Source organism: Mycobacterium xenopi (assembly GCF_009936235.1).
In the GTDB taxonomy this organism is placed as follows: Bacteria; Actinomycetota; Actinomycetes; order Mycobacteriales; family Mycobacteriaceae; genus Mycobacterium; species Mycobacterium xenopi.
On record NZ_AP022314.1, the window covers coordinates 3,899,428 to 3,916,247 of the forward strand.

Sequence of the window (16,820 nt, forward strand, 5' to 3'; positions counted from 1 at the left end):
TGACTACATACGCTACCCCAAGGAATCCGATGACCACTTCCCTGACCACCACCGTCACCAAGCTCGGCAGCCGAATCGGCGCGCGCATCGACGGCGTGCGACTCGGCGGTGATCTCGACCCGGCCACGCTCGACACGATCCGCCGGGCGCTGCTGGAGCACCGGGTGATCTTCTTCCGTGGCCAAGATCACCTCGACGACGATCAGCAGCTCGCGTTTGCCCGGCGGCTGGGCACCCCGATCGGGCACCCGGCCGCGAAGTATCTCGCCGTCGAGAACGCGCCGGTGATCACGCCGATCAACTCCGAATACGGCAAGGCGACGCGCTGGCACACCGACGTCACATTCGTCGCCAACCCTCCCGCAGCCTCGATCCTGCGCGCGGTCAAGCTGCCAAGCTACGGTGGATCGACGCTATGGGCCTCCACCGCGGCGGCCTACGACGCGCTGCCCGAGCCATTTTCGCGACTCGCGGAAAACCTGTGGGCGCTACACAGCAACCGCTACGACTACGTCCGGCCCGAAGCGCTGACCGCAGAACAGCGCACGTTTCGGGAAGCGTTCGAAAAGCCGGACTTTCGCACCGAACATCCGGTGGTGCGAGTGCATCCGGAGACCGGTGAACGAGCCTTGCTGGCGGGCGATTTCGTTCGCGGCTTCATCGGCTTGGACGACTACGAGTCGCATGTGCTGCTGGAGTTGCTACAACGTCGAATCACCATGCCGGAAAACACGATCCGATGGAATTGGGAGCCTGGTGATGTCGCAATCTGGGACAACCGCGCCACCCAGCACCGCGCCGTCGACGACTACGACGACCAGCCTCGGCTCATGCACCGGGTCACCTTGATGGGCGATGTGCCCGTCGACGTGCACGGCCAGCGCAGCCGGGTGGTCGCCGGAGCGCCGCTTGCCGAGGCGAGCTAGCCCGCAGAGCTGACCGGTTCGATCGGCGGCCAGCGCAGCGCGCCAGGCGCATCAGCCGGAACCACTGGATGCTCGGGTGGGATCGGCGCCAGCCGGCGATAGGGTTCGCCTTGAGCCGGCCGCAGATCCTTTTGTCCCTTGTTCGGCCACAGCGACGCCGCCCGCTCGGCTTGCGCGGTGATCGAAAGTGACGGGTTGACACCGAGGTTCGCCGACACTGCGGCGCCGTCGTGCACCGAGAGCGTCGGGTAGCCATACACCCGCTGATACGGGTCGATGACACCGTGTTCGGGGCTGTCGCCGATCGCGGCGCCGCCCAGGAAGTGCGCGGTCAGCGGGATGTTGAACAGCTCGCCCCAGGTGCCGCCGGCGACGCCGTCGATCTTCTCGGCGATCCGCCGGGTCACCTTGTTGCCGATCGGGATCCACGTCGGGTTGGGCTCGCCGTGCCCTTGCTTGCTGGAATACCGTCGGCGCCCGAACATTCCGCGTTTGGTGAACGTCGTGATCGAGTTGTCCAGGTGCTGCATGACCAGCGCGATCAGCGTCCGCTCGCTCCACCGGTGGACGTTGAGCAGCCGCAGGGTACCGCGCGGGTCTTTGCGGACGTTTTGGATCAACTGCCGCCAGCGCGGCACGTCGGTGCCCTCGGGGCCGGGGCCGTCGGTCATCAACGTCTGCAGCAGCCCCATCGCGTTGGAGCCCTTGCCGTAGCGCACCGGCTCGATATGTGTGTCGGGGGTGGGATGGATCGACGACGTGATTGCCACGCCGTGGGTCAGGTCGAGATCCGGTGAAACCTCGAGTTTTCCAGCACCGACGATGGATTCGGAATTTGTCCGGGTGAGCACGCCGAGACGGTCGGACAGCTTGGGCAGCTTGCCCTTGTCGCGCATCTTGAACAGCAGCCGCTGCGTGCCCCACGTCCCGGCGGCCAGCACCAGATACGTCGCGGTGAACGTCTTCTTCTGCCTGCGCACCCAGCGGCCGGTGCGCACGGCCCGCACCTGCCACGTCCCGTCCGCCAGCTGCTCGAAGCCGGTGACCGTCGTCATTGGGATCACTTGTGCCCCAGCGCTTTCTGCGAGCCCGAGGTAGTTCTTCACCAGGGTGTTCTTCGCGCCGTGGCGGCAGCCGGTCATGCAGCATCCGCATTCGTGGCAGCCGACCCGCTCGGGCCCCACCCCGCCGAAGTAGGGGTCGGGCACCCGCTGGCCCGGCGTCTTCTTCCCGTCCGGGCCGAAGAACACCCCAACCGGGGTGGGCACCCACGTGTCGCCGAAGCCCATCTCGTCGGCGACCTCCTTGACGATACGGTCGGCGTCGGTGAACGTGGGGTTGCGCACCACGCCGAGCATGCGCTGGGCCTGCTCGTAGTGCGGCATCAACTCCGCACGCCAGTCGGTGATGTGCGACCACTGCCGGTCTTTGAAGAACGGCTCCGGCGGCACGTACAGCGTGTTGGCGTAGTTCAGCGATCCGCCGCCGACCCCGGCGCCGGCCAGGATCATCACGTTGCGCAGCAGGTGGATGCGCTGGATGCCGTAGCAGCCCAGCTTGGGCGCCCACAAGAACTTGCGCAGGTTCCAGGAGGTCTTGGCGAACTCGTGGTCGGCGAACCGGCGACCGGCTTCGAGGACCCCGACGCGATACCCCTTCTCGGTCAGCCGAAGCGCGGTGACGCTGCCCCCGAAACCCGAACCGATGATCAGCACGTCATAGTCAGGTTCCACCGGCCCAGCCTACGGCGAGCAGACGCAGACTCGCACAAAAGCCGCCCCGGTAACGCGATTCTCTGTCTGCTCGCGAGGGGGTTAGCTGCCGACGGTCAGGCCGACCTTCTGGAATTCCTTCAGGTCGCAGTAGCCGGCCTTGGCCATGGACCGGCGCAGCCCGCCGACGAGGTTCAGCGAGCCGAACGGATCGTCCGACGGGCCGTCGAGCACCTTGCGCAGCGGCGCCCGCTCGCCGACGGCGACCTGCAGCAGCGCCCCGCGCGGCAGCGACGGGTGCGCGGCCGCTGCCGGCCAGAACCATCCGTCGCCGAGCGCCTCGGCGGCCTCGGCCAGCGGCGTTCCGAGCACCACCGCATCGGCGCCGCAGGCGATGGCCTTGGCCAGGTCACCGGAGGTGTGGATGTCGCCGTCGGCCAGCACGTGCACGTAGCGGCCGCCGGTCTCGTCGAGGTATTCGCGGCGGGCGGCGGCCGCGTCGGCGATGGCGGTGGCCATCGGCACGCTGATGCCCAGCACCTCGTCGCTGGTGGTCACCCCCTGGGTGGAGCCGTAGCCGACGATGACGCCCGCCGCCCCGGTGCGCATCAGATGCAGGGCGGTGCGGTGGTCGAGCACACCACCGGCCACCACCGGCACGTCCAGCTCGGAGATGAAGGTCTTCAGGTTCAGCGGTTCGCCGGCCCCGTGCCGGTCCTGGGCCACCCGTTCGGCGGAGACGATCGTGCCCTGGATGACGAGCAGGTCGATCCCCGCGGCGATCAGCGCCGGGGTGAGCGCTTGAGCGTTCTGCGGGCTGACCCGCACCGCGGTGATCACCCCGGCCTCGCGGATGCGGGCCACCGCGGCACCCAGCAAGTCGGGATCCAGCGGCGCGGCGTGCAGCTGCTGCAGCAGCCGGATGGCCGCCGCCGGCTCCGGTTCTTTTTCGGCGGCCTCAATGACTTGGGCGATCTTGGCGTGGTAGTCAGCGTGCCGGCCGATCAGCCCTTCGCCGTTGAGCACGCCCAGCCCGCCCAGCCGACCGAGCTCAACGGCGAACTCCGGGGACACCAGCGCATCGGTCGGATGGGAGACGACGGGAATCTCGAACCGGTAGGCGTCGAGCTGCCAGGCCGTGGAAACGTCTTTGGAGGACCGGGTGCGCCGCGACGGCACGATGTTGACGTCGTCGAGTTCATAGGTGCGACGGGCGGTGCGGCCCATGCCGATCTCGACCATGTCACGCATGAACGGCCCGTTCACCGCACGTAGTAGTTCGGCGCTTCGACGGTCATCGTGATGTCATGCGGGTGGCTTTCTTTCAGCCCCGCCGCGGTGATGCGAACGAACTGCGCATGCTGCAACTGCTCGATGGTGGCCGACCCGGTGTAGCCCATCGCCGCGCGCAAGCCGCCGGTGAGCTGGTGGATCACCGACGACAGCGGCCCACGGAACGGCACCCGGCCCTCGATGCCCTCCGGCACCAGCTTGTCCTCGGAGAGCGCGTCGTCGGCGAAGTAGCGGTCCTTGGAGTACGACTTGCCTTCGCCGCGGCCCTGCATCGCGGCCAGCGACCCCATGCCGCGGTAGCTCTTGTACTGCTTGCCGTTGACGAAGATCAGCTCGCCGGGCGCCTCGGCGGTGCCAGCCAACAGCGACCCCAGCATCGCCGTCGACGCGCCCGCGGCCAACGCCTTGGCGATGTCGCCGGAGTACTGCAGGCCGCCGTCGGCAATCACCGGCACGCCATGAGGGCGACAGGCCGCTACCGCTTCTAAGATCGCGGTGATCTGCGGGGCCCCGACACCGGCCACCACCCGAGTGGTGCAGATCGAGCCGGGACCCACCCCGACCTTGACCGCGTCAGCGCCGGCCTCGACCAGCGCCGCGGCGGCCGCACGGGTGGCGACGTTGCCGCCGACCACCTCGACCTTCTCACCGACCTCGGCCTTGAGCTTGCCGACCATGTCGAGCACCAGCCGGTTGTGTGCGTGTGCGGTGTCGACGACCAGCACGTCGACCCCGGCGTCGACGAGTGTCATCGCGCGCACCCAGGCGTCGTCGCCGACCCCGACCGCGGCGCCGACCAGCAGCCGGCCGTCGCTGTCCTTGGTCGCATTCGGGTGTTGTTCGGTCTTGACGAAATCCTTGACGGTAATCAGCCCGGTCAGCCGCCCCTGGCCGTCGACGATCGGCAGCTTCTCGATCTTGTGGCGGCGCAACAGGCCCAGCGCCGCGTCGGCGGATACCCCCTCCTGGGCGGTGATCAGCGGAGCCTTGGTCATCACCTCCGAGACGTGCTTGGACTGGTCGACCTCAAAGCGCATGTCGCGGTTGGTGATGATGCCGACCAACCCGCCGCTGTCGTCGACCACCGGCAACCCGGAGATGCGGAAGCGGGCGCACAGCGCGTCGACCTCCGCCAAGGTGTTGTCCGGCCGGCAGGTGACCGGATCGGTGACCATTCCGGCCTCCGATCGCTTGACGGTCTCGACCTGGCCGGCCTGTTCAGCGACCGGCAGGTTGCGGTGCAACACGCCCATACCGCCGGCCCGGGCCATCGCGATGGCCATTCGTGACTCGGTGACCGTGTCCATCGCCGAGCTGACCAGTGGCACCTTGAGCCGGATTTTCTTGGTGAGCTGGCTCGAGGTATCCGCATTGGCGGGCACCACGTCCGAGGCTGCGGGCAACAGCAGCACGTCGTCGAAGGTCAGCCCCAGCATCGCCACCTTGTGCGGGTCGTCGCCACCGGTGGGGACCGGGTCGTCGGCGAGCCCACCGAGGCGGGCGTAGGGGGTGGCGATCAGGTCGGCGCTGCCTTCGAACACGCCATGGGACATCGGTGAGGCCCTCCTCATGCGGAGTCAGAAACCCATCCTATCGGCTCAGTGTGAGCCCGGTGACGACGCGCGCCGGGGCGGCGCGACAGCTCGGCACTGGCCGGTGGTTCCGCTGGCGCGATGGTGGCCGGGCTGCGTAATGTGGAGACGTGCGCGACTACCTACCACCGGGTTTGCCGCCCGACCCGTTTGCCGACGACCCGTGCGACCCTTCGGCGGCGTTGGACGACGTCGAACCCGCCCAGCCGCTAGACCCGCAGGAGCGGATGGCGGTCGAAGCCGACCTGGCCGACCTGGCAGTATACGAGGCATTGTTGGCGCACAAGGGAATTCGTGGCCTCGTAGTCTGCTGCGACGAATGCCAGCAGGACCACTACCACGACTGGGACATGTTGCGCGCCAACCTGCTGCAGTTGCTGGTCGACGGCACCGTCCGCCCCCATGAGCCGGCCTACGACCCGGAACCGGACGCCTACGTCACCTGGGATTACTGCCGCGGATACGCCGACGCGTCACTCAACGAGGCAACCTCCGACTCCGAGGGCTATCACGGGCGCCGCTAAGCCCGCCGGGTCGGCAACAGTTCACACTGCCCTGTAATCGCGTTCCGTTATCCGGGACCGACTGGACTGCGCGGCGTTGACAGTGGCGGGCTGCTGACGGGCGCGCCCGGCGTAGTCTGCGCCGCCGCGTCGCCGGTGTTGGGCAGGCTGGGGCTGGTCGACGGACTCGCCGCCGTGGTCGTGGGTGTGACGCTGACGGCTTGCGAAGGTGATTGCGCCGGAACAGAACTCGTCGAGGTGCTTGCCCACGCGGCCTGCGGCGACGACGGTGTGGTCGAGGACGGTGTGGACGTCGCGGCCGGGCTGGTGGTGGTCACGGTCGTGGTGGTGACGCTGGTGGTCGCCTCGGTCGAGGCGCTGGTGGTGGTGCCCGAGGTGGTCTCGGCCGTTGGCGAGCCTCCCGACGTGGAAGTCGGGCCGACCGACGAGACGGGCGCGGAGGTCGCGGGCGAGCTGGACGGCAGCGTGGCATTGGGATCGCGGCTGGCCACCTTGGCGTTGAGCTGATTGACCTCATCGATCAGACCCTGTTTGCGGTTGGAGTCGTTGACGGTTTGCACCGAGTCGCTAACGGCAGCCAACTTTCCCTGAGCCTGTTCCCATTGGCCTTGGGCAATCATCTGCTGAACCTTGGCCAGTTCACTCTTCGCGGCCAACTCGACCTCGTCGTCGTGGACCGACGGCGGCTCACCGAACAGCATGGTGTGCACCCCGTAAAGTGCGTCGCCCGGATGAGCGGTTCCCACCAGGGCACCAAACCCGCCGAGCGCCAACACCGCTGCGGCCATAGATCCGACCATCGCCAGCGCGCGGCGAGTGCGCTGGCGGGCGGCCAGCCCGTGCTGCAGCGCAGCGACGGCTTCGTGCTCCGAGACCAGGGCGCTCGCCGGCGGCCATCGCAGATCGTCGCGCCACTCCTCGAGCAGCGCAGCGAGCACCTCGTCGTCGTGGTCCGCGACGTCAACCCGCTCACGGGTGGCGAGCGCGTCGAGGAACCGGTCGCTGCGCGCGATCGCGTCCAGCGACGGCTGCTCTGCTGGTGACCGGAAATCAGACATAGTCACGCCCCGCTGCGACGATTTCGGACTTCAGCCGGGTCAGCGCCCGGTGCTGAGCCACTCGGACCGCCCCGGGGGTGCTGCCGACAGCGGTAGCCGTTTCCTCGGCACTTAAACCCACGACGACACGCATGATGATGATTTCGCGTTGCTGGTCGGGCAAGACCTCGAGCAATTCGTTCATTCGGGTAACCGACTCCGCCTCGAGGGCCAGCTGTTCGGGATCCGCGTCATCAGAGTGACGTTCGGGCAGCTCGTCGGCGGGATAGGCCAGATCGCGGCTGGCTGCGCGATGCGCGTCAGCAACCTTGTGTGCGGCGATGCCGTACACGAAGGCCAGAAACGGGCGTCCCTGGTCCCGGTAGCGCGGCAGCGCCGTGATGGCGGCCAAGCACACCTCCTGTGCCACGTCGTCAGCCGAAAGACCGCCCCGCTCCGCGGTGCCGAGCCGCGCGCGGCAGTATCGCACCACGATCGGCCGGATGGTCTCCAGCACTTCCCGAAGCGCATCCCGATCCCCTGCCACAGCATCGGCAACGACAGCGTCGAGACGTTCTCCCTGAATTGTCATCGACCGCGGTCTCTCCAACGTTACGAACCGGCCACATCCCGGTCTTGTTGCACAGCTCGACAATAACGGCCGATGGGCGCTGCAACGGTTAACGCTCGCACCAGATCCCGCCGGCGCGGCGCACGTGTTCGGCACACGCTTGCCGCACGCTGCGCAGTTGTTGCGTTGTGCGCCTGGCACTTCCGATATCGATCAGCAGGCAGGCCAGCGCCCAGCGCAACGGCACTAAACCCAACTGCGCCGCGGCATCCAGCGTGTCGTCGCCGAGCGCACGCGCCCGGTCAATGTCGCCGGCGCTGCATAGCGCGGCGGCCACCACCATGTCGCTTTTGACGCGGTGCCGCGAGGATACGGCCTGTGCGAGCTCGACGGCCTCCTCGGCATGACGCACGGCGCGGCGGCCTTCACCGATCGCCATCGCCAGCTCGGCGGCCACCCACGCCCGGCGCACGGCCGGACGCTGCACCCCGGTCTCGGCGGCGCCGGCCAGCACCTTGTCGGCCCGGCGCAGCAACGTCTCGGCGACGGCGAACCGGCGAAGTCCGAGGGCATCGGCGGCCAGCCCAAGCAGCGCGTCGGCAACAGCCTCGGGGTCGTCGCCGGCCAGCGCCAACGCCCGGCCGTCCCACCGGCGCGCTTGCGCATGCCAGCCAAGCTGGCGCAGGAACGAGCCCCGGGTGCTGTGCGCAAGCGAGGCCAGCCGTCCCGCTGAGGTGTTGCGCAACAGCAGCGTCAAGTCGCTCTGGGCGCTGCCGTAGCGGCCCTGCCCGCCGGCTGCGACGGCGCGCAGCCAGCGTTGGTAGGGTGTTCTCGCCGACGGCAGCGGCCAACATCCCGGCCGGTCACCAAATGCGGCAGCGCTCAGAGTTGATTCCGTCAATAGACGGCCGTCAGTATTCTCGGGGCACATTAGTTAAAAGTTTGTGGTTTCTCAGTTACCGCAATATTAACCACCGCATACCGGTCGCCGTATTAACGCGTACGCGCCTCCGTGTAGGAACTGAAATACCAGCATCGGCGGCTCGGCATTAGCATGCTCGGCGCGGAAACTGCATCACAGGGATGAACGTGAAGTAAATTCTCAACCTGCGGTTACGTATTCGGCCAGCTGCGGCTGTGTTGACTGAAATTCGGCCCCGCCCCTACTTTATTGCTGACGAGTAGTCATCGCCGACACCGCTCGAATCAGTTACATGGCCCAAGCGTTTGTTGTACGCGCATGCCCATGGACGTGTAGAGAGGGAATTAAATGCCACAGCCGGAGCAGCTACCTGGTCCAAACGCCGATATCTGGGATTGGCAACTGCGCGGCCTGTGCCGGGGTGTCGACTCGTCGGTGTTCTTCCATCCCGACGGCGAGCGTGGCCGGGCCCGTCTGCAACGCGAGCGCCGCGCCAAGGAGATGTGCCGACGGTGCCCAGTGATCCAACAGTGCCGCGACCACGCCCTGGCGGTCGCTGAACCGTACGGCATCTGGGGCGGGCTGTCAGAGACTGAGCGCGACATGTTGCTCAAACGCGATCTGGGCCGCACCCGCCGCACCGCCTAGTCTGCGCGAGCGGACGAAAGCGGCTCGCCCGCCGGATGGACGCCGAAAACCTGCACGGCAGCGGACTTGCCCTCGAGTGCGTGAAATCCTCTGTCCGCCAGTCCGAGTGGTCGAGAAGGCAGGGCGCCGACTGACTGCTGCGTGAGAAGGATCGCGTCACCCGTGGTCTTGGTGAGCTGCTCGACGCGGGCGGCGACATTAACAGTGTCGTCGATCAGGGTGAACTCGAGCTTGCCACCCCGCCGATGGTTCCGGCGATCACCACACCGGTATCGATCCCGATGCCGATCCGCACTGTAGGGAATCGTTCGGGTGCCGATGCTCTGCTCTCCCTAGGCCAGTCGGCCGGAAGGCCAGGGCCGAAACTTGACACAGAACGGAACCAAACTACGGACTCGCCCGTGCGCTGCCGCTGCCTATACTCACGGCGTGAAACCACTTCGAGTGGATGAAAGCGATCTTCGCGCTACAGCGGCCCGCTGGCACGCCATAGCGGCCGACCTGGTAGGTGCTGTGCCCGATGGTCCGGCTGCCTCTAGTCAGGCCAGCGCCGCGGTCGTCAACGAGATTCACGCTGGCGCGGCTGCGACCGAGCAGGCATTCGCGGCACGCATACGGATTACAGCAATCAAGACCGACGTTGCCGCTACCCTCTACGCCGCCCAAGACGCGGCAGCGGCGACCAAACTGGACGACATAGCCAAGGCGTTGGAGGCGTAATGCTCGCCACTGTCGGAGTGCCGGCCCTCTCAGAGATTCGAGCGTGGGACACCCACCACCTCATCGAAGCGGCTGACCACTGGACCGCCACCGCCGATCGGTGGGAGGACGGATTCTGGCAGGTGTGGAATCAGTCGGCCTCGATGAATTGGAACGGGCAAGCGCAAGATGCGCTGCTAAACCGGACCACCGCAGACAAGTCGACGGCGAGCGGCAAGTCAGACCAGCTCCGCGAGGCATCCGGGATCGCGCGACGCGGTGCGGGCGACATCGACGCTGCCAAGCGTCGGGTGTTGTACGTCATCGAGGACGCGCATAACGCCGGTTTTACTGTCGGTGAAGACTTGTCGGTAACCGACACCCGCAGCAGTAGGACGGCGGCAGAGCAAGCAGCTCGTCAAGCTCAGGCTCAACAATTCGCCGCCGACATCCGTTCTCGCGCTGCCGAACTAGTCGGACTGGACCACGAAGTTGCGGGCAACCTCGCCAACGCTGCCGCAGGTATCGGCAATACTACGTTCAACGAGCAGCCGATCCACAGCAGCCCCGACGACAAGATCGTCAACGACGGCGATACAGACCGTCGATACGGTATCCGCCTCGTCGACAACACGTTTAAGCAAGACGGGCCGACCCCGAGTCCGACTCCTACTCCGACGCCGGCCCCGCCGCCTGCTCCCGATCTAGGACAACTTCAGAAGCAGCTCCATCCAGGACCAGCAGAAGCAAATAAACGACATTCAGCAGCAGTTACACCAGCCGAGCGAACCGACACTTGGAGGACTTGGAATTGCCTTCGGCACGGGGTGCGCTGGTGGCGCGCTCGTAACGTCAGAAACGGGGCCCGGGGCACTAGCAGGATGCGCGGTCGGTGGCGGTCTCTCTGGCATCGGTTACATACTCAGCAAGATCTGGGAATAGACAAATGTCACCTTCACGGACTTCCGCGCCGCTACGGGCGTTTAACTGGCTGAGCACCAACAGGTACGGGCTGGTGCTGTCGAGCGTCATTGTCTTGGCGTTCACGGGCTCGGAGGGCTACAACTTCTTCAGAACGCACAACGCTATTCACCTTATTTTCGCCATCTTCATGCTCGTGCTCGTTATCAACGGCTGGGTCCAGGTGTATCGCCACCGCAACGACCCCTCATACCCGCCCAAACTCCAATGGGTGCCGCGCGACCGTCAATAGCCGCGTGGGTAACAGCTGTAGCGCACACGCTGTCCTTTAAGTCAAATTCGGCGCTGGCGGCGAATTGGCGCCCGAGGGGAAAGCAGGTCTTCGAGCGTTTAGGTCATGGCGGCACTAGAGGAGGCCGAAAAGCGTCAGGTCAAACTTGACACCGAACTACAGTCACCTCGGCTCAGGGGTTTCACCGGAACCTCTTCGGCAGACGCGGACGTTGGTGGGGCGGCACGTAAATCTTCCTCAGGTCGCAGTCGATACCATCAGCGTATCCGCCAAGTGCGACAAGGTAACTCGCAACAAAGTCCATTGTGTACCCAGCCGCCATCAGCGTGGCGTACGTCTCAAAACACAAAGCAGCGGAATAGGGCTCGCGGGCACGCGCATATCCGTTGTCGCCAGAACGCTCCAAATCCTCCAACGCTTTGCGTATCTCATCCGGCACGCCGGGGTGGCGCTCGTTAGTATCCAGGTTCAGCGCGTTAGTCGCGGCCGCCCGGCCTCCTACTTCGTAGGGTGATTGGTCGCGATCCCAAGCACCTGTCCATCGGCGAGATGGACGCATCTCCAGCACCTTCAGAGTCGGGTCGAGCGCAAGAACCGGCCCGCCCCGCTCGCCGGTCCTACCTCTCGGACTGCCGACGTTCCCATTCGCCGCGTACGCCTTGAGCGATCGGACGTCCTTCCGTGGCAGCACAAGGGCGCGGCGAGCGTAGTTCTTGGCGTTTTTGCGGAAGTACTTCGACACCGCCGCGACGGCGTAATCAAGGCCTCGGCGTTCGCCGGCCATCCACACGTTGTCAATCGGTGCCATCCCCAGTGAACCTCCGAAACCTGCGCCGCCATCGGTCTTAGCCTAAATCCGTGGATGGTTCCGGTGATTTGATCGGCGTGTGAACAGCGAAAATGCCTTCTGAACTGGGACAATACGAGTGCTGAGGCCGCATTTGTCCATAGTCCGGGAAGGCACTTTCGATGCACTCATCGTATACGTTCACCACCGGATCGGCGGTGTTTGACGAGCAGAATCTGCTGTCGGCGGCCGGGTTGGTGCCAGTGCTGGAACTGGCTGAGCAGACCGGTCTTTCGGAATTGATCAACGAGCGCGTGGATCTGCCGTCGACTCGGGTGAAGTCCGGCGCGGTCAACCCGGCTGGCAAGCTGACCTCGATCGTCGCCGGGATGATGTGCGGCGCGGACAGCATCGATGATGCCAATGTGCTGCGCGCCGGCGGCACACCCCGGGTGTTCAACGAGGTATATGCCCCATCGACGTTGGGGATCTTTTTGCGCGAGTTCACCTTCGGGCATACCAAACAACTCGCCGCAGTGGCCCGCGAGCATCTGATCGCACTGGCGGCGCGCACCCCGCTGCTGGCTGGCGCCGACGAGCGGATGTTTTTGGACATCGACTCGCTGCTGCGCCCGGTCTACGGCCACGCCAAGCAGGGCGCCTCCTTCGGTCATGCCAAGATCGCCAGCCGCGCGCTGCTGCGGCTGGGCCTGTCCCCACAGATCACCACCATCTCCACGGCGACCGCCGCGCCGGTGATCGCCGAGGCGCAGCTACGGAGCGGCAAAGCCGCCTCCGGGCGCGGTGCCGCATACCAGCTCAAGCAGGCGATCACCACCGCGAAAGCGATCAACCCCGACGCGCCGATCCTGGTGCGCGGCGACTCAATGTTTGGCACCAAGAAAGTGATCACCACCTGCATTCAGCGAGGCGCCGAATTCTCCCTGTCGATCAGCCGCAACAAGCGCATCAACGCCGCGATCGCCGCCATCGACGAGGCCGCCTGGACCCCGGTGCACTACCCGGGCGCGGTCGAAGACCCCGACACCGGGGCGTTGATCTCCGATGCCCAGGTCGCCGAAACCCCCTACACCCTGCGCCTGGCCCGCGGCCGAACACTGACCGTGCGGCTGGTAGTGCGCCGGGTCAAAGACGCCCGCCACCTGGATGCGTTGTTTCCGGTGTGGCGCTATCACCCGTTTGTCACCAACTCCGCGCTGCCGGTCGACCAGGCCGATATCACCCACCGACGCCACGCCATCATCGAAACCACCTTCGCCGATTTAATCGACGGCCCACTGGCACACATCCCGTCGGGGCTGTTCGCGGCCAACTGCGCCTGGCTGGCCTGCGCGGTGATCGCCCATAACCTGCTGCGCGCCGTCGGCACCCTCGCCGGTGGCCACCATGCCGTGGCCCGCGGGGCTACCCTGCGCCGCGACCTGATCAACATCCCGGCCCGCTTCGCCGCCCCGGCCCGCAAACCAATGCTGCACCTACCCGCCCACTGGCATTGGCGAGCCAGATGGAAGGCCCTGTGGCACAACGTCATCGGTTACCCGATCGCGCAACCCCGCGCCGCCTGACCCCACCTTCCAAGCCCTGTCCGCCCCGCCATCCCAGGCCCGACCCAAGGAACCCAAAGGAAAGCTGGTACAGGCCAGCGGATCACCCACGCCCCACCGCGCCACACTCGGCCGCATCCCAAAACAACCGCGTCGACGGCAACACGAAATCACCCATCCACGGATTCAGGCTTAGCGTGATCGCTCATCGAATAGGTGCGTCTAGAGCGCCAGTCTGAAACCGAACGTAAAACTGCGAAGGTGCTAGCACTCGCCTGACTTGACACCGACCGTCAGTGTGAACGAAGCCAACCAGCCGCCGTCCACATCGCCCCCATCGTGAGCGAAAAGCGACTAGAGGTCCCGTTACTACCATCGATGGATCAGAGACCAAGGTCCCACCTCAGGAACCTAGATGGTCGAAAGTATGCGTGATTTCGTCCCGCTTTTTGGATAGCTCGTTCTCGATGTAGAAGGCGTTCGACAGGGAGCTGGCCAGGAGAATGCAGGCGACAACGCGGACCGCTTTCGCGGCGCGTAAGAAGAACGCGAGAGCTACGGCACCGCCCACGACGGCAACCCCGGTCCAGACCGGTCCTGAACCGGTCATGAGGCTGACCGATTGCATGGACATGAAGAGCCCAACCACGGCCAGTACGCCGACACCGATTGATACAGCAGTCTTCCTGCTGCCGCTGGAGTCATCCACTAAACGCGCTCCCGGCGCGACGGTTGAAGCGCCCGCTGGCTGCTGGGGTTCGCCCCAGGCGGTGCCGTTCCAGTAAATTTGCCGCCCAGGGCCTGAGGGATCGGGGTACTAACCGGGCGCAGGCGATGGCGTCGTCATGCAGAGGAACGGTATCAATGCACCGTAACTCGGCGGTGCCGTTTCCACGCTCGATCAGCGGGCAAAACGAGAACGGGGCCAGAAACCCTCGAAAGGGCTTTAGCCCCGCCTTGTCAGCGATTAGTGAGCGTGGCCGTGCCCGTCTTCCTCTTCCTCCGGCTTGTCCACCACCGCGGTCTCGGTGGTCAGCACCATCCGGGCCACCGACGCGGCGTTGAGCACCGCAGACCGGGTGACCTTCACCGGGTCGACCACCCCGTCGGCTGCCAGGTCGCCGAAGGTCAGGGTCTCGGCGTTCAATCCGTGCCCGGCCGGCAGCTGGCTGACCTTGTTCACCACGACCGACCCATCCAGCCCGGCGTTCGCGGCGATCCAGTGCAGCGGCGCGCTGAGCGCTTCGGAGAACACGTCGACACCGAGAACCTCGTCACCGCTCAGCGACGCCCGCAGGTCCGTGAGCGCCTCGCGGGCCTGCAACAGCGAGACCCCGCCGCCCGGCACAATGCCCTCCTCGACCGCGGCCTTGGCAGCCGCGACCGCGTCTTCGACGCTTTCCTTGCGCTCCTTGAGCGCGGTTTCGGTGGCCGCGCCCACCTTGATGACAGCCACCCCGCCGGCCAGCTTGGCCAGTCGCTCCTCGAGTTTCTCGCGGTCCCAATCGGAATCGGTGGTCTCGATCTCGGCGCGCAGTTGCTTGGCACGCTCGGCAATAGCTTCGGCGCTGCCGCCCCCGTCGACGATCACGGTGTCGTCCTTGGTGACCACGACGCGCCGAGCTGTGCCCAACACGTCCAGCCCGACCTCGCGCAGCAGCAGCCCGACATCGGGGTCGACCACCTGGCCGCCGGTGACCACAGCGAGGTCCTGCAGGAAGGCCTTGCGGCGGTCGCCGAAGTACGGCGCCTTGACCGCGACTGCCTTCAGCGTCTTACGGATGGCGTTGACCACCAACGTCGCCAGGGCCTCCCCTTCGACATCCTCGGCGATGACCAGCAGCGGTTTACCGGTTTCGGCGACCTTCTCCAGCAGCGGCAGCAGATCCGGCAGTGAGCTGATCTTTTCCCGGTGCAGCAGGATCAGCGCGTCCTCGAGCACGGCCTGCTGCGAATCGAAGTCGGTGACGAAGTACGCCGAGATGAATCCCTTGTCGAAGCCGACACCCTCGGTGAACTCCAGCTCGGTGGACAGCGTCGACGATTCCTCGACGGTCACCACCCCGTCGTGGCCCACCTTGCTCATTGCCTCGCCCACCAGTTCGCCGATCTGTTCGTCGCGCGACGACACCGTGGCAACCTGTGCGATCGCGGTCTTGCCGGACACCGGGGTGGCAGCGGCCAGCAATGCCTCCGAAACCGCGTCGGCGGCCTTGCTGATTCCCGCGCCCAGCGCGATCGGGTTGGCGCCGGCGGCCACGAGCCGCAGGCCCCCTTTGATGATTGCTTGCGCGAGCACGGTGGCGGTGGTGGTGCCATCGCCCGCAACGTCGTTGGTCTTGGTGGCTACCGACTTCACCAGCTGGGCACCCAGATTCTCGAACGGGTCTTCCAGGTCGATGTCGCGGGCCACGGTGACACCGTCGTTGGTGACGGTCGGCCCGCCGAATGCCTTGGCCAACACGACATGACGGCCACGCGGACCCAGGGTCACCCGTACCGTGTCGGCGAGCTTGTCGACGCCGGCTTCGATGTCGCGGCGCGCGGTTTCGTCGTACTCAAGCAGTTTGCTCATCGCTCAGTTCCTGTTCCGACGCAGGTGTAGCCGCCCCGGAAATCGCCCGCGGGCACCGCGGGGATCGCCGGGGCGGCAAACCGTTTCTACTTGTTGACGATGGCCAGCACGTCACGAGCCGACAGAATCAAGTACTCCTCGCCGTTGTACTTGATCTCGGTGCCGCCGTACTTGCTGAAGATGACGGTGTCGCCCTCGGACACATCCAGCGGGATCCGCTTCTCGCCGTCCTCATCCCATCGGCCGGGACCGACGGCGACGACCTTGCCCTCTTGCGGCTTTTCCTTGGCGGTGTCGGGAATGACCAGACCGGACGCGGTCGTGGTCTCGGCCTCGATGGTTTGTACGAGGATCTTGTCCTCGAGCGGCTTGATGTTCACGCTCGCCACGATTAGAGCCCTCCACTTAGTTCGCTCGAGTCCCGGGCCGTCGCCCTGGACGCTGTAGGTAGCAGGTCCGGGCTGTCCCCGGGCCGTCGGATATCAGGTGTTCGGCAGTCGTCCGTGCCCTGACGTCGTCGTCGCGGGTGCCGACACAGGGATTGTCCGATTGCCACCTAGCACTCTATACATGAGAGTGCTAGCACTCAAGGCTAGTCGGCTGCTTCTGATCGCCGGGTTCGCCGACAGCAGCCTTCGCCTAGCGATCGCGGCTCAGCACCACGACTGCCCGGCACGTGTTCCCGGCAGCATGCCATGAGGATCAGAACGCCACGCGCATGTTTTCGCCCTGCTAGACCGCACTGCAGGCAACCGC

At 66.0% G+C, this 16,820-nt stretch carries 16 protein-coding genes and 1 pseudogene; 6 read left to right on the forward strand and 11 right to left on the reverse strand.

The window, feature by feature from the left end:
* The first annotated feature begins 29 nt into the window (after nucleotides 1-29).
* On the forward strand, nucleotides 30-926 hold the full coding sequence (locus tag MYXE_RS18500) for a TauD/TfdA dioxygenase family protein (protein ID WP_085193046.1): 897 nt from the start codon (nucleotides 30-32) through the stop codon (nucleotides 924-926).
* On the opposite strand, the gene MYXE_RS18505 is transcribed toward MYXE_RS18500, so the two are convergent.
* The 3 genes from MYXE_RS18505 to guaB form a co-directional block, all read right to left on the reverse strand.
* The gene (locus MYXE_RS18505; RefSeq protein WP_003919233.1) at nucleotides 923-2,659 is read right to left on the reverse strand and encodes a GMC oxidoreductase; all 1,737 of its coding nucleotides are present in this window, start codon (nucleotides 2,657-2,659) and stop codon (nucleotides 923-925) included. The genes MYXE_RS18500 and MYXE_RS18505 overlap by 4 nt on opposite strands.
* 81 nt (nucleotides 2,660-2,740) lie before the next feature.
* Nucleotides 2,741-3,880, reverse strand: a complete 1,140-nt coding sequence (locus MYXE_RS18510; RefSeq protein ID WP_172468617.1) for a GuaB3 family IMP dehydrogenase-related protein — start codon at nucleotides 3,878-3,880, stop codon at nucleotides 2,741-2,743.
* A gap of 20 nt (nucleotides 3,881-3,900) precedes the next feature.
* On the reverse strand, nucleotides 3,901-5,484 hold the full coding sequence (gene guaB / locus MYXE_RS18515; protein WP_039889498.1) for an IMP dehydrogenase: 1,584 nt from the start codon (nucleotides 5,482-5,484) through the stop codon (nucleotides 3,901-3,903).
* Between the two features lie 149 nt (nucleotides 5,485-5,633).
* Between guaB and MYXE_RS18520 the strand changes: the two genes are divergently transcribed.
* Nucleotides 5,634-6,047 (forward strand): DUF5319 domain-containing protein, encoded by a 414-nt coding sequence (locus tag MYXE_RS18520; protein ID WP_003919236.1) that lies wholly within the window; start codon nucleotides 5,634-5,636, stop codon nucleotides 6,045-6,047.
* 47 nt (nucleotides 6,048-6,094) lie between these two features.
* On the opposite strand, the gene MYXE_RS25010 is transcribed toward MYXE_RS18520, so the two are convergent.
* The 3 genes from MYXE_RS25010 to MYXE_RS18535 all read right to left on the reverse strand — a co-directional run bounded on the left by MYXE_RS25010 (nucleotide 6,095) and on the right by MYXE_RS18535 (nucleotide 8,586).
* The gene (locus tag MYXE_RS25010) at nucleotides 6,095-7,105 is read right to left on the reverse strand and encodes an anti-sigma-D factor RsdA (protein ID WP_085193045.1); all 1,011 of its coding nucleotides are present in this window, start codon (nucleotides 7,103-7,105) and stop codon (nucleotides 6,095-6,097) included.
* Nucleotides 7,098-7,676, reverse strand: coding sequence for a sigma-70 family RNA polymerase sigma factor (locus tag MYXE_RS18530; RefSeq protein ID WP_003919238.1), 579 nt, complete (start codon nucleotides 7,674-7,676; stop codon nucleotides 7,098-7,100). Before MYXE_RS18530 ends, MYXE_RS25010 begins: the two co-directional genes overlap by 8 nt.
* Nucleotides 7,677-7,764: 88 nt before the next feature.
* A complete protein-coding gene (locus MYXE_RS18535) occupies nucleotides 7,765-8,586 on the reverse strand; it encodes a hypothetical protein (protein ID WP_085193044.1) in 822 nt (273 codons plus the stop codon).
* Nucleotides 8,587-8,925: 339 nt separating this feature from the next.
* On the opposite strand from MYXE_RS18535, the gene MYXE_RS18540 reads away from it, so the two are divergent.
* Nucleotides 8,926-9,225: a WhiB family transcriptional regulator gene (locus MYXE_RS18540; RefSeq protein WP_085193043.1), complete on the forward strand. Its 300-nt coding sequence runs from the start codon at nucleotides 8,926-8,928 to the stop codon at nucleotides 9,223-9,225.
* Here the strand turns inward: MYXE_RS18540 and MYXE_RS18545 are convergent.
* A pseudogene (locus MYXE_RS18545) lies at nucleotides 9,222-9,535 on the reverse strand (adenylate/guanylate cyclase domain-containing protein); the annotation flags it as partial. The gene MYXE_RS18540 and the pseudogene MYXE_RS18545 sit on opposite strands and share 4 nt — an antisense overlap.
* 119 nt (nucleotides 9,536-9,654) lie before the next feature.
* Between MYXE_RS18545 and MYXE_RS18550 the strand changes: the two are divergent.
* Both MYXE_RS18550 and MYXE_RS18555 read left to right on the forward strand, forming a co-directional pair.
* Complete coding sequence (locus MYXE_RS18550) at nucleotides 9,655-9,945, forward strand: hypothetical protein (RefSeq protein WP_139821104.1); 291 nt, start codon at nucleotides 9,655-9,657, stop codon at nucleotides 9,943-9,945.
* Between the two features lie 925 nt (nucleotides 9,946-10,870).
* On the forward strand, nucleotides 10,871-11,137 hold the full coding sequence (locus MYXE_RS18555; RefSeq protein ID WP_085193041.1) for a hypothetical protein: 267 nt from the start codon (nucleotides 10,871-10,873) through the stop codon (nucleotides 11,135-11,137).
* 181 nt (nucleotides 11,138-11,318) lie between these two features.
* Here MYXE_RS18555 and MYXE_RS18560 read toward each other — a convergent pair whose 3' ends face one another.
* A complete protein-coding gene (locus MYXE_RS18560; protein ID WP_085193040.1) occupies nucleotides 11,319-11,945 on the reverse strand; it encodes a hypothetical protein in 627 nt (208 codons plus the stop codon).
* A 161-nt stretch (nucleotides 11,946-12,106) separates the two neighbouring features.
* On the opposite strand from MYXE_RS18560, the gene MYXE_RS18565 reads away from it, so the two are divergent.
* Nucleotides 12,107-13,510: an IS1380 family transposase gene (locus tag MYXE_RS18565; protein WP_085193969.1), complete on the forward strand. Its 1,404-nt coding sequence runs from the start codon at nucleotides 12,107-12,109 to the stop codon at nucleotides 13,508-13,510.
* A gap of 382 nt (nucleotides 13,511-13,892) precedes the next feature.
* Here MYXE_RS18565 and MYXE_RS18570 read toward each other — a convergent pair whose 3' ends face one another.
* The 3 genes from MYXE_RS18570 to groES form a co-directional block, all read right to left on the reverse strand.
* Nucleotides 13,893-14,198, reverse strand: coding sequence for a hypothetical protein (locus MYXE_RS18570; protein WP_232061647.1), 306 nt, complete (start codon nucleotides 14,196-14,198; stop codon nucleotides 13,893-13,895).
* Nucleotides 14,199-14,456: 258 nt separating this feature from the next.
* Entirely contained in the window at nucleotides 14,457-16,064 is a 1,608-nt protein-coding gene (groL, locus tag MYXE_RS18575) for a chaperonin GroEL (RefSeq protein ID WP_003919246.1), read from the reverse strand.
* 86 nt (nucleotides 16,065-16,150) lie between these two features.
* Nucleotides 16,151-16,453 (reverse strand): co-chaperone GroES, encoded by a 303-nt coding sequence (groES, locus tag MYXE_RS18580; RefSeq protein WP_003919247.1) that lies wholly within the window; start codon nucleotides 16,451-16,453, stop codon nucleotides 16,151-16,153.
* Nucleotides 16,454-16,820 lie beyond the last annotated feature (367 nt).

Coding starts and splice junctions, on each gene's coding strand:
- MYXE_RS18500 (WP_085193046.1), top strand. CDS start 30: ATGACCACTTCCCTGACCACCACCGTCACCAAGCTCGGCAGCCGAATC.
- MYXE_RS18510 (WP_172468617.1), bottom strand. CDS start 3,880: ATGGTCGAGATCGGCATGGGCCGCACCGCCCGTCGCACCTATGAACTC.
- guaB (WP_039889498.1), bottom strand. CDS start 5,484: ATGTCCCATGGCGTGTTCGAAGGCAGCGCCGACCTGATCGCCACCCCC.
- MYXE_RS25010 (WP_085193045.1), bottom strand. CDS start 7,105: ATGTCTGATTTCCGGTCACCAGCAGAGCAGCCGTCGCTGGACGCGATC.
- MYXE_RS18530 (WP_003919238.1), bottom strand. CDS start 7,676: ATGACAATTCAGGGAGAACGTCTCGACGCTGTCGTTGCCGATGCTGTG.
- MYXE_RS18535 (WP_085193044.1), bottom strand. CDS start 8,586: ATGTGCCCCGAGAATACTGACGGCCGTCTATTGACGGAATCAACTCTG.
- MYXE_RS18540 (WP_085193043.1), top strand. CDS start 8,926: ATGCCACAGCCGGAGCAGCTACCTGGTCCAAACGCCGATATCTGGGAT.
- MYXE_RS18555 (WP_085193041.1), top strand. CDS start 10,871: ATGTCACCTTCACGGACTTCCGCGCCGCTACGGGCGTTTAACTGGCTG.
- MYXE_RS18560 (WP_085193040.1), bottom strand. CDS start 11,945: ATGGCACCGATTGACAACGTGTGGATGGCCGGCGAACGCCGAGGCCTT.
- MYXE_RS18565 (WP_085193969.1), top strand. CDS start 12,107: ATGCACTCATCGTATACGTTCACCACCGGATCGGCGGTGTTTGACGAG.
- groL (WP_003919246.1), bottom strand. CDS start 16,064: ATGAGCAAACTGCTTGAGTACGACGAAACCGCGCGCCGCGACATCGAA.